This window comes from Dietzia sp. SYD-A1, from assembly GCF_015356725.1.
GTDB lineage: Bacteria > Actinomycetota > Actinomycetes > Mycobacteriales > Mycobacteriaceae > Dietzia.
Genome location: NZ_JADDKI010000707.1, coordinates 1 through 11,266 on the forward strand (window position 1 = coordinate 1; position 11,266 = coordinate 11,266).

The 11,266-nt window shown below is 69.1% G+C and carries 13 protein-coding genes; 8 read left to right on the forward strand and 5 right to left on the reverse strand.

The features are described from left to right. From sucB to IY392_RS18840, 4 genes are all read left to right on the forward strand, one after another. Positions 1 to 1,802 (forward strand): 2-oxoglutarate dehydrogenase, E2 component, dihydrolipoamide succinyltransferase (gene sucB / locus IY392_RS18825; RefSeq protein ID WP_228549646.1); only part of this gene is annotated, 1,802 nt, incomplete at its 5' end. 83 nt (positions 1,803 to 1,885) lie between these two features. Continuing rightward, positions 1,886 to 2,563, forward strand: coding sequence for a lipoyl(octanoyl) transferase LipB (gene lipB / locus IY392_RS18830; RefSeq protein ID WP_194862048.1), 678 nt, complete (start codon positions 1,886 to 1,888; stop codon positions 2,561 to 2,563). Between the two features lie 21 nt (positions 2,564 to 2,584). After that, positions 2,585 to 3,595: a lipoyl synthase gene (lipA, locus tag IY392_RS18835; protein ID WP_107756175.1), complete on the forward strand. Its 1,011-nt coding sequence runs from the start codon at positions 2,585 to 2,587 to the stop codon at positions 3,593 to 3,595. Positions 3,596 to 3,708: 113 nt separating this feature from the next. Beyond that, positions 3,709 to 4,464, forward strand: a complete 756-nt coding sequence (locus IY392_RS18840) for a DUF4191 domain-containing protein (protein ID WP_107756174.1) — start codon at positions 3,709 to 3,711, stop codon at positions 4,462 to 4,464. A gap of 85 nt (positions 4,465 to 4,549) precedes the next feature. Here the strand turns inward: IY392_RS18840 and IY392_RS18845 are convergent, their stop codons facing one another. Further along, positions 4,550 to 5,038 (reverse strand): RDD family protein, encoded by a 489-nt coding sequence (locus IY392_RS18845; protein WP_095719131.1) that lies wholly within the window; start codon positions 5,036 to 5,038, stop codon positions 4,550 to 4,552. A gap of 220 nt (positions 5,039 to 5,258) precedes the next feature. On the opposite strand from IY392_RS18845, the gene glnA reads away from it, so the two are divergent. Beyond that, a complete protein-coding gene (gene glnA / locus IY392_RS18850) occupies positions 5,259 to 6,692 on the forward strand; it encodes a type I glutamate--ammonia ligase (RefSeq protein ID WP_095719132.1) in 1,434 nt (477 codons plus the stop codon). Between the two features lie 97 nt (positions 6,693 to 6,789). Here glnA and IY392_RS18855 read toward each other — a convergent pair whose 3' ends face one another. The 3 genes from IY392_RS18855 to IY392_RS18865 form a co-directional block, all read right to left on the reverse strand. Next, positions 6,790 to 6,975: a hypothetical protein gene (locus IY392_RS18855; RefSeq protein ID WP_309234222.1), complete on the reverse strand. Its 186-nt coding sequence runs from the start codon at positions 6,973 to 6,975 to the stop codon at positions 6,790 to 6,792. Between the two features lie 14 nt (positions 6,976 to 6,989). Beyond that, positions 6,990 to 8,174: a PLP-dependent aminotransferase family protein gene (locus IY392_RS18860; RefSeq protein WP_228549647.1), complete on the reverse strand. Its 1,185-nt coding sequence runs from the start codon at positions 8,172 to 8,174 to the stop codon at positions 6,990 to 6,992. A 61-nt stretch (positions 8,175 to 8,235) separates the two neighbouring features. Continuing rightward, positions 8,236 to 8,496: a hypothetical protein gene (locus IY392_RS18865; RefSeq protein WP_194862049.1), complete on the reverse strand. Its 261-nt coding sequence runs from the start codon at positions 8,494 to 8,496 to the stop codon at positions 8,236 to 8,238. A 175-nt stretch (positions 8,497 to 8,671) separates the two neighbouring features. On the opposite strand from IY392_RS18865, the gene IY392_RS18870 reads away from it, so the two are divergent. The 3 genes from IY392_RS18870 (at position 8,672) to IY392_RS18880 (ending at position 10,981) form a co-directional block, all read left to right on the forward strand. Continuing rightward, positions 8,672 to 9,535 (forward strand): hypothetical protein, encoded by an 864-nt coding sequence (locus tag IY392_RS18870; RefSeq protein ID WP_194862050.1) that lies wholly within the window; start codon positions 8,672 to 8,674, stop codon positions 9,533 to 9,535. A 180-nt stretch (positions 9,536 to 9,715) separates the two neighbouring features. Beyond that, positions 9,716 to 10,126: a hypothetical protein gene (locus IY392_RS18875; protein ID WP_107756170.1), complete on the forward strand. Its 411-nt coding sequence runs from the start codon at positions 9,716 to 9,718 to the stop codon at positions 10,124 to 10,126. Between the two features lie 45 nt (positions 10,127 to 10,171). Beyond that, entirely contained in the window at positions 10,172 to 10,981 is an 810-nt protein-coding gene (locus tag IY392_RS18880) for a DUF1206 domain-containing protein (RefSeq protein WP_017835590.1), read from the forward strand. A gap of 12 nt (positions 10,982 to 10,993) precedes the next feature. Here the strand turns inward: IY392_RS18880 and IY392_RS18885 are convergent. Next, a partial coding sequence (locus IY392_RS18885) for a DUF732 domain-containing protein (protein WP_194862051.1) occupies positions 10,994 to 11,266 on the reverse strand: 273 nt, incomplete at its 5' end.

Genomic DNA, 11,266 nt, shown 5'->3' on the forward strand with positions numbered 1-11,266 from the left:
GCGACGAGACGGCGGAGGACGCCTCCGACGCTGACGACTCCGCCGACGAGGCCCCCGACACCGCCGATCAGGACAGCGACGAGGCAGACGAGCCCGCGCCCAGCTCGTCCTCCGCCACCAAGGGCTCCGGCTCGAAGGGCTCCGGCGGCAAGGGCACCGAGGTCACCATGCCCGAACTCGGCGAATCCGTCACCGAGGGCACCATCACCAACTGGCTCAAGGCCGTCGGCGACACCGTCGAGGTCGACGAGCCCCTGCTCGAGGTCTCCACCGACAAGGTCGACACCGAGATCCCCTCCCCCGTCGCCGGCACCATCCAGAAGATCGTCGCCGACGAGGACGACACCGTCGAGGTCGGCGCGGTCCTCGCCGTCATCGGAGACGCAGACGCCTCCGACCAGGACGACCAACCCGAGGACGAGGGCACCTCCGACGCCGCGGAGTCCGCCCGGCCGGACGACGCCCCCGCTCAGGCGGAAGGTGACGCCACCGATGCGGCCGGTGCCGCCGAGCAGGACGACGCGGCGGGCAACACCCCGGAGACCGAGAAGAAGGCCGCGGACAAGGCGGCGGCGAAGGCCGAGAAGTCCACGGGGTCCGATGGCGGCGAGAAGGCGTCGGGTGGCCACCGTGAGCGGGCCGAACCGGCGGAAGCCGCCAAGTCCGGCACCTCGCCGTCCGCCACGCCGTTGGTACGCGCGCTCGCCGAGGAGAAGGGTGTCGACCTCGACACCGTCGAGGGTTCCGGGGCGAGTGGGCGCATCCGTAAACAGGACGTCCTCGCGGCGGCCGGGGACAAGGGCGGCGACAGCGGCGCCGACGCGGCCGGGGGCACGGCCGACGCCGCCGACTCGTCCACCGGATCCTCCCCGTACGTCACGCCGCTCGTGCGCAAGCTCGCGCAGGAGCACGGCGTGGATCTTGATTCCGTCAAGGGCACCGGGATCGGTGGCCGCATCCGCAAGCAGGACGTCCTCGCCGCGGCCGAGGGGGGTGCCGAGGGCGGCGCGGACGCTCCCGCGGAGAAGAAGGCCCCGGCGGGCGGCCCGTCCACGGCCGGGGTCCGGCCCGAACTCGCGGAGCTGCGCGGGACCACCAAGAAGGCCAACCGGATCCGCAAGATCACCGCCAAGAAGACCCGCGAGTCGCTCCAGACCAGCGCGCAGCTCACCCAGGTCTTCGAGGTGGACATGAGCCGCGTCGCGCAGCTGAGGGCACGGACGAAGAGCCAGTTCGCCGACACGCACGGCGTCAAGCTCACCTACCTGCCGTTCTACGCCAAGGCTGTGGTCGAGGCGCTGGTCTCCCACCCGAACGTCAACGCGTCGTACGACGAGGACAGCAACGAGATCACATACCACGGGTCCGTGAACCTCGGTATCGCCGTGGACACCGAGGCCGGGCTGCTCTCACCGGTCATCCGCGACGCCCAGGACCTGGACATCCCCGGGCTCGCCAAGGCGATCATCGACCTGGCGGAGCGGGCGCGGGCCTCCAAGCTGACCCCGGACGACCTCCAGGGCGGGACGTTCACCATCACCAACATCGGGAGCGAGGGTGCGTTGTTCGACACCCCGATCCTCGTGCCGCCGCAGGCGGCGATGCTGGGGACCGGTGCGATCGTGCGGCGCCCCGTGGTGGATGTCGACGACGACGGCGAGTCGATCGCCATCAGGTCGATGGGGTACCTCCCCTTGACCTACGATCACCGCCTCATCGACGGCGCCGACGCCGGCCGGTTCCTCACCACGGTCAAGGACCGTCTCCAGAGGGCCGAGTTCGAGGGGGACCTCGCGCTGTAGGTCTCGACGACGGAACGACGGGCGCCCTCCCCCGGAGGGCGCCCGTCGTCGTCGTCGGGGTCGTCCCGCCTAGAGTGGTCGCCATGTCGCACACCGGTCAGTCCCTGCGCCGCGATCCGGTCGAGCCGGAGATCCGCCGACTCGGGACCGTCGAGTACACGCCCACCTGGGATCTGCAGCGGATACTGGCCGAGGAGAGGGCCGAGGGCACCCGCGGGGACACGATCCTGCTCCTGGAGCACCCGGCCACGTACACCGCCGGCAAGCGCACGGAGCCAGCGGATCGCCCGGTCGACGGGACCCCCGTCGTCGATGTGGACCGGGGTGGCCGGATCACCTGGCACGGGCCCGGGCAACTGGTCGGGTACCCCATCATCGCGTTGTCGGATCCCATCGACGTGGTCGAGTACGTACGCCGGGTGGAGCAGGCCCTCATCACCACCTGCGCCCGGATGGGGGTGGAGGTCGACCGGGTGGACGGCCGGTCCGGGGTGTGGTGTCCGGCCGGGAACGGCCGGCCGGAGCGCAAGATCGCCGCCATCGGGATCCGTGTCCAGCGCGGGGTGACGATGCACGGTTTCGCGCTCAACTGCGACTGTGATCTCGACGCCTACTCGCGGATCGTCCCCTGCGGGATCGTCGACGCCGGGGTCACGTCCCTCTCGGCCGAACTCGGACGGGACGTCCCCGTCTCGGAGGTCCTCGACCAGGTCACCTCCGACGTGGTGGAGGCGCTCGACGGACGACTGCCCGTGCAGTGAATCGAGAGTAGGCTTGCGGCCGTGACTGTGACTCCTGAAGGCCGCAAGCTGCTCCGCATCGAGGCCCGTAACGCCGAGACGCCGATCGAGCGGAAGCCGTCGTGGATCCGGACCCGGGCCACCATGGGTCCGGAGTACAAGGAACTCAAGAGCCTCGTCAAGACCGGTGGTCTGCACACGGTGTGCGAGGAGGCCGGGTGTCCCAACATCTACGAATGTTGGGAGGACCGCGAGGCCACGTTCCTCATCGGCGGCGAACAGTGCACGAGACGCTGCGACTTCTGCCAGATCGACACCGGTAAGCCGAGCGCCCTGGATCGCGACGAGCCGCGACGGGTGGCGGAGTCGGTGCGCGAGATGGGTCTGCGCTACTCCACCATCACCGGTGTCGCCCGTGACGACCTGCCGGACGGCGGCGCGTGGCTGTACGCGGAGACGGTCCGCAAGATCCACGAACTCAACCCCAACACCGGGGTGGAGAACCTGATCCCCGACTTCAACGGGGACCCGGACCAGCTCGCGGAGGTCTTCGAGTCGCGGCCCGAGGTGCTCGCACACAACCTGGAGACGGTCCCCCGGATCTTCAAGCGCATCAGGCCGGCGTTCCGGTTCGACCGGTCCCTCGGAGTGATCCGCGCCGCCCGTGACTTCGGGCTGGTCACCAAGTCCAACCTCATCCTGGGGATGGGCGAGACCACGGAGGAGATCGTCGACGCGATGGTCGACCTGCATTCCGCGGGGTGCGACATCCTCACCATCACCCAGTACCTCCGGCCGAGCCCGCTGCACCACCCGATCGACCGCTGGGTCAAGCCGGAGGAGTTCGTGGAGCTGTCCGAACAGGCGCGCGAGATCGGTTTCGCCGGGGTCATGGCCGGCCCACTGGTGCGGTCCTCGTACCGGGCCGGTCGCCTCTACGTCCAGGCTCTCGAACACCGCGGCCAGGAGGTACCCGAGCATCTCGCGCACCTGACCTCCGGCGGCGCCGCCTCTCAGGAGGCCTCCTCCGTGCTGGCACGCAGCCTGGCCTGAGCCCCGCACGGGCGACCGCGTCTCCGCCCCGGTCGCCCGGCGCGTCTCACTCGGCCCCCCTGCGGTGAACCGCGGTTCCCGGGTGGTGGTGCCCGCCACGTATCCTGAACGGTATGGCGAAGAGCGAGGTCAGCAAGGCGGACAAGAAGGCGGCCCGGGCTGCCCGGCGGCAGGCGAGCAAGGCACAGCGCGGCCAGATGTGGCAGGCACTGAAGATCCAGTCCAAGCAGGACAAACTGCTGTGGCCGCTGATGATCGGCGCGTTGATCCTGTCCGCCGTCGCGTTCTTCCTCCTGGGTTCGCTGTGGGGTGGCCAGTGGTGGATGCTTCCACTGGGTGTGCTCACGGGTCTGATGCTGGCGATGGTCATCTTCTCCCGCCGCGTCCAGAACACGGTGTTCGCCAAGGCCGAGGGCCAGCCCGGTGCGGCGGCGTGGGCACTGGACCAGCTCCGATCCGGGTGGCGCGTCAACCAGGCCGTCGCCGCGACCACCAGCTTCGACGCGGTCCACCGCGTGGTCGGACGGTGTGGGATCGTCCTCGTGGGCGAGGGGCAGCCGCACAGGCTCAAGCCGCTCATGACGCAGGAGAAGAAGAAGGTCGCCCGCGTCGTCGGCGACACCCCGATCTACGAGTTGATCGTGGGTGACGAGGAGGGGACGACCCCCGAGCAGGTCCCCCTGCGCAAGCTCAACCGCCGCCTGACCAGGTACCCGATGAACATCAACCGCGCGAAGGTCGACGCCCTGGACACCAGGTTGCGGGCGCTCGGGACCAAGACCGGAATCCAGAACCAGATGCCCAAGGGCCCGCTCCCCCAGGGCGCGAAGGTCCGCAACATGCAGCGCAGCGCCCGCCGTCGGGGCTGATCCCGCACGAAGCCGATCGGTCGGGGTTACCCGGCGACCACGGGGACGGCGCACGGGCTCGCGGTTCCGGCTCAGCGCGTCCGGCTCACCGCGTCCGGATCAGGGCCGTGCCCGTGGCCCTGTCGTGCAGACCGCGACCGTCCTCGTCCTGAACGAGGGGCGGGATCAGGAAGAACACGAAGAAGACGCGGACGATGGCGCGGATGAGCCCGACCCGGTCCTCGGCGTCGATCCGGGCGGTTCCTATCCCGAAGAGCGCCTGCCCGGGAGTCTGCGCGAAGAGCCAGACGCACACCACCCCGGAGACCCCCCAGAGCAGCGGGGTCGCCCAGCTGGCGACAGCGGAGAACGTCTCCCCGCCGAGAAGTCCCGCCCCTCCGAGTGAGACCACGAGTCCGACGAACCCGTAGGCGAGGAACCAGTCGACCAGGAGCGCACCGAGTCGTACCCCCAGCGGCGCGAGGGACCCCTCGCCGTGCTCGGGCAACCCGAGACGCTCACCCTTGTACGCCTGCTCCGGCTCGGTGCCGGACGACGTGGGGCCTGACAGCCATGATCCCGCAATTTCCCGCATGCTCCCAGGGTAACCGGGGACCGGACGAGCCCAGTATCGGTATTCCCTCACCATGGTTGACTAGGCTGACCCCAGTGGGAGGGACCGTCACCCGGCAGGCCTCTGTAACACCGCCGAAACATTCGGTTGACGGCCGGGCAACACCCCGCCCATATCGTGAGGTCACCGCACGACGGGCGGCACCGGTTGCCTGTCGCACAGAGAGACGAGGAGCGACATCGTGGCATTCTCCACTCCGGACGAGGTCATCAAGTTCATCAAGGACGAGGGCGTCGAGTACGTCGACATCCGGTTCACCGACTTGCCGGGCAACGAGCAGCACTTCACGATCGCCGCCGCGGCGTTCGACGAGGACCTGTTCGAGGACGGCCTGGCGTTCGACGGCTCCTCGATCCGGGGTTTCCAGTCGATCCACGAGTCGGACATGATGCTCCTCCCGGACGTCGCCACGGCGCGGCTCGACCCCTTCCGTAGGGCCAAGACGCTCAACATCAGCTGCTTCGTCCACGATCCGTTCACCCGTGAGGCCTACAGCCGCGACCCCCGCAACGTCGCCCGCAAGGCCGAGGAGTACCTGGTCTCCACGGGTATCGCGGACACCTGCTTCTTCGGCGCCGAGGCCGAGTTCTTCGTCTTCGACTCGGTCCGGTACGGCTCGGGCACCAACCACGGCTTCTACGAGGTCGACTCCAGCGCCGGCAACTGGAACACCGGCTCCGGCCAGGAGGCCGACGGGTCGCCCAACCTCGGTTACAAGGTCCGCGAGAAGGGCGGGTACTTCCCCGTCGCCCCGTACGACCACTTCGTCGACCTCCGCGACGAGATGTCGACCAACCTCACCAACGCCGGCTTCGAGCTCGAGCGCTTCCACCACGAGGTGGCCGGTGCGCAGCAGGAGATCAACTACAAGTTCAACACCCTGCTCCGCGCCGCCGACGACGTCCAGCTCTTCAAGTACATCGTCAAGAACACCGCGTGGAAGAACGGTAAGTCCGCCACCTTCATGCCGAAGCCGCTCTTCGGTGACAACGGCTCGGGAATGCACGCCCACCAGTCGCTGTGGAAGGACGGCAAGCCGCTGTTCCACGACGAGTCCGGGTACGCCGGCCTGTCCGATATCGCCCGCTACTACATCGGTGGCATCCTGCACCACGCTCCGTCGCTGCTGGCGTTCACCAACCCCACGATCAACTCGTATCACCGCCTGGTGCCGGGTTACGAGGCGCCGATCAACCTCGTGTACTCGCAGCGCAACCGGTCCGCCTGCGTGCGCATCCCGATCACGGGCAACAACCCCAAGGCCAAGCGCATCGAGTTCCGCTGCCCCGACTCCTCCGGCAACCCGTACTTCGCGTTCGCCGCCATGATGATGGCCGGTATCGACGGGGTCAAGAACAAGATCGAGCCGATGGCGCCGGTGGACAAGGATCTCTACGAGCTCCCGCCGGAGGAGGCCGCCGACATCCCCCAGGCGCCGACCTCGCTGCCCGCGGTCATCGACCGTCTCGAGCAGGATCACGAGTACCTCACCGAGGGCGGTGTGTTCACCGAGGACCTCATCGAGAACTGGATCACGTACAAGCGTGAGAAGGAGATCGCCCCGGTCAACCTCCGCCCGCACCCGCACGAGTTCGAGCTCTACTACGACTGCTGATCCGAGGGTGTCCACCCACGATCTCTGATCACCGAAGCGGCGGCTGAGCTGCGGAGACGGTGTCCACCGTCTTCCGGCATCAGCCGCCGTTCGTCGTTCACACCTGGTGATCCGGGGTGTCGGCGAGACGGATCAGCGTCTGGCGGCCGGTCGCGACATGAACACGCCTGCCGGCCTCGAGGGTGAAGGCCTCCAGTCGGCACACCGTGAGAGTGCGGCCACTTCTGATCACCGTGGCTTCGGCGATGAGGGACTCGCCCACGGCCGGCGCCAGCAGATTCACTGTGAAATCAACTGTCAGGATTGAATCCGCGCGAGTGAGACCAGGAGGTCCCGGCCAGCTCTCAGTTGATCAGCGCGGCGGGTCAGCAGCAGGTCGTAGCATTCCAGTACCCGGGTGGCGATGAGCTGTTCGATGACGGGTGTGCCGAGGTCGTCCGCAGGCCTCCGGGTGATCAGGCGGCTGATCATGGCGGGCTCCGCGCGAATCCAGCCGACTCGCAGGCCACCCCAGATGGTCTTGCTCAGCGACCCCACGCTCACCAGCGTGTCGGCGTCTCGCGTGGTGGTCAGCGAGGGGAACGTCGGCGGGCTGTCGGGTCTGTCGATGTCGAGGTCGGCCGTTGTCTCGTCGATCAACACCAGGGCACCGTTGCGCCGGGCACTCGCGATGACCCGCTCGCGTTGCTCGGCGTTCATCGACGAGCCGGTGGGATTGTGGAAGTCGGGGATGAGGTAGATCAGTTCGGGACGCACTCGCTCGATGGCGCTGACCAGGTGGTCGATGTCCCACCCGGTCGTCGTCACCGGGGTACTGACGAGCCGCCCGCCGGCGTTGCGGAGCGCCTCGTAGGCGTGCGGGTACGTCGGGGTCTCGATCAGGACCCGATCGCCGTGCCGCAGCACCGTCCTCGCGGTCAGGGCGATGGCGTTCTGGGCGCCGAGGGTGATCAGAATCTGATCGGGTCCGGTCTGGGCACCGTGCTCGGTGTAGCGGGCGGCGATCGATTCACGCAGGCGTTGCTGGCCGACGAGGTCGAACCCCGAGTGCTCGAGCACGGTGGCCGCCCGGTCGGCCACCGCGCGGACGATCTCGTCGAGGCCGGCCACCGGGGCCGGGACTGATCGTGCGAAGTCGACCTCGAGGGCGATCCGGCCGGGGAGCGCCCGCGGAAGGACCAGGACACTTCCCGACCCTCTCATGCTGATGAGGTGTCCGCTCTCGCGCAGCGCCCGGTAGGCCGCGACGATGGTGGTGCGACTGCGGCCCAGCTCCTCGGCCAGTTCACGCTCGGCGGGCAGCCGCGTGTGAGTGGCGAGTCGACCGTCGCTCAGCAGCAATGTGATTCGGTCACTGAGGGCCGCGTAGACCGGTTCGGCAGAGTCCCACTCACCCAGTAGCGTCGCGAGTTGTCTGGCGCCGATGCGGGAGCGGGCCAGCGGTCGTCTCGTCGCCTGCCGGCGACGGGGTGTCGACGTCATCGGGCTCGACCGCCATCCATCCGAGCACCCCGCTGGGATGGCCGGCTGGCACCTTGAGCTCTTAGAAAACCCCCTGGCCATAGTGGAGGACCGCCGATCCCGGATTCAGCGACAGCGGACCGAACGGCACCACGCGCGCGTCGCGCCATCCGCCTGTCTCGGAGTAGTCGATGAGGACCATGTGGTCGGTGAAGTGGTGGCCGAACTCCGGATCGCCCGGGGCGCGTGAGAGTCGTCCGTCCCCCGGTGGTCTGGTGCTCCGTCGGACGATGAAGGCGTCACCGGCTCTCTCGGCGTGGCCCAGCGGGACGTCTGTGGTCATCAGCGAGCTCCTTCTTCACGACGCGACGCTCTCGAGTGAACCCCGTGGGCCGTGCGGCGTCGCCATCCAATCCGGCACGGCTGGTCTGGTCCACGCTCCTCACGACCACCCGGGGAGTCCACCCGGTGCGACGTGGCAGTGGCCAGATGCCCCGCGATCAGGACAGCATGGCGTCATGTCCCCCACCGACAGGGTCCACAGCGGCGAACGACGACTGTGGCGTGCCTACGAGCCCATCCACGCGATCTGCTACTTCCACCCGCAGTTCGCTTCGACCATGAGCGAAACCGGGCTGACAGGGTGGTGGAACGGCTACTTCGCGGGACGCGCCGCCCCTCTGGGGCCGACGCCACCGCAGGTCGTGACCTCCCTGTTCTACGGCTTCTCACCCGCGATGGTCGCCCGCGCGGTCCCCAAGATCTGGACCCGGATCACTCCGGAAGCCGCCATCGACGCACGGCTCGATGCCGCTGAGAGGGTTCTGGCCGAGCACGCCGACGCCGGTTCTCGCGACGAGTTGCGCCGCGTGACGGACGACCTCGAACGCGTCATCGACACCCTGTCCTTCGACGGACGGGCCCTCGCGAGCGCCTGGTACTCGGTCCCGCGACCGACGTCGGTGCTGCAGCGCCTCTGGTTGGCCACCACGGTCCTGCGCGAGCACCGCGGCGACGGCCACGTCATCGCCGCCACCGCCACCGGCTTCACGGGCCTGGAGGCGGCCATGACCCACATCGCCACGGGGCAGGTGAGCCGACGCATCATCCAGGAGAACCGCGGCTGGACCGACGCGCAGTGGGCGTCGGCGCGTCGCGCGCTCCTCGACCGCGGAATCCTCTCGGACGAGCAGACGCTCACCCCTCGAGGCACCGCGCTGCGCGACCGGATCGAAGACCTCACCGACCAGCTCGCCGCATCGTCGGTGCTGCTGTCGGACACCCCCGGCGGAACCATCGACGTCCTGACCTCACTGGCCCGGGCGCTTATCGACCGCGGGGCGGTCCCCGCCTCCAACCCCATCGGGGTTCCCCGCCCGTGACAGTCGACGCCACCGCGGCGTTTTCGCACTTCAGGGCATGTGAAGCACATTCTTTTCTCGCGTCCGATCCAGCAGGTCGGAAATAGTTCAAACGCCCCAGCCCCCGTGGCCGGGGCGTTTACCGTTGACCCGAGGACCGTGGAACGCCGTGAGGCGGGGACGAGAAGGGGTCGGGAGCTCGTGGACGCAGACGACGTGGATTTCCGGAGTGCGTCCCCGAGGGCCAGGCCACTCAAGGTGGTCGCGGCCGCCCTCGACCCGGACCACGAACCGGGGGCCGACCCGAAAGGCGAGAGCTACCCGGTCCTGCTCAAACTGTCTCGGGTGCTGGACCCCGAGGAGGCGAGGTTGCTCCTCGAACGCAACCCCTTCCTCCACGCCAGCGCGGGTTCGCGCAAGCTCATCGCCATGGACACCTCGGTGGAGACACTGCGGGAGCAGAAGGACCGGCTCCAACTCCTCCTCGCCGAGGTCGAGGCGGACGCTCTCGCCGAGCAGGCGCGGCGACGCTCGGAGGAACACCGCGCGGCCGAACAGCGGGTGGCCGAGCTCCGGCGCCGCAACGACGTGCTCGGCGAGATCGAGTGGTGAGCCGCTGAGGTCGTGGGGGGCCCGCTCTCGTGGGAGAGTGCTGTGATGAAGACCCCTCGCCCGCCCCGCTCAGTGCGGGGTGCCGCCCGCTCGGCCGTCGACCATCCCGCACTCGAGTGGCTGGCCCGTGCCGGTTTCGTCATGAACGGGATCCTCCACCTGCTCGTCGGGTGGATCGCGATCCGGATCGCGACGGGGTCGGGCGGCGAGGAGGCGTCCCACTCGGGTGCCCTCGCAGAGATCGCGTCCGCCCCGGGTGGCCAGGCGCTGCTCTGGGCCGGCGCGGTCGGCTTCCTCGCCCTGGGCCTGTGGCAGGTCGTCGAGATGATACTGGGGTCCGAGGAGGCCTCGGACAGGGCCAAAGCGGGAGCCAAGGCCGCGGTCTACCTGGCCCTCGGGGTCACGACGGCCCGGTTCGCCTCGGGAGGATCCGATTCGGACTCCGAGACCGCGTCCGGCACCACCGCCGGACTGCTGGGCTCCGGAGCGGGTAAGGTCGCGCTCGTCGTGGCGGGCCTCGTGATCATCGGCGTCGGCGCGCATCACGTCTACACGGGCGTCACCAAGAAGTTCGTCGAGGAGCTCGAACGCACCGGCGGCGGCACCGTGGGGCGGGCCATCGTCGTCTCCGGACAGCTCGGGTACATCGCCAAGGGCGCCGCGCTGGTCATCCTCGGCGGCCTGGTCATCGCGGCGGTCGCGACGGCGGACCCAGAGAAGGCGGGTGGCCTGGATGCCGCCCTGCGGACGGTCGGCGCGCAGCCGTTCGGGCAGATCCTGCTCATCACGACCGGAGTGGGGATCGCTCTCTACGGTGTCTACTCGATCGCGCGGGCCAGGTACTCCCGGATGTGAGACGCCGGGCCGTCAGCCGAGCTTGGGGAAATTCTGGGGGCAGTAGGTCCCCACGGCCGCACCCAGGAAGAAGCCCTGCTGCTCCGGCCCGAGTCGCCCGTGCTCACCCAACCAACCCGATACCTCGTCCATCTGCTGACCCCCGTCGAAGCGGCCGCATGCCTCCGTCGCGGTGGCCACCGGATCGACGCCCTCGGGCAACACCACGCCCTGCCTCTGCAGCAAAGCGGCGAAGTCGCCGCCACCGGGGGCGACGGGCGCGGGCTGAGCCGCCGGGGGTTCGTC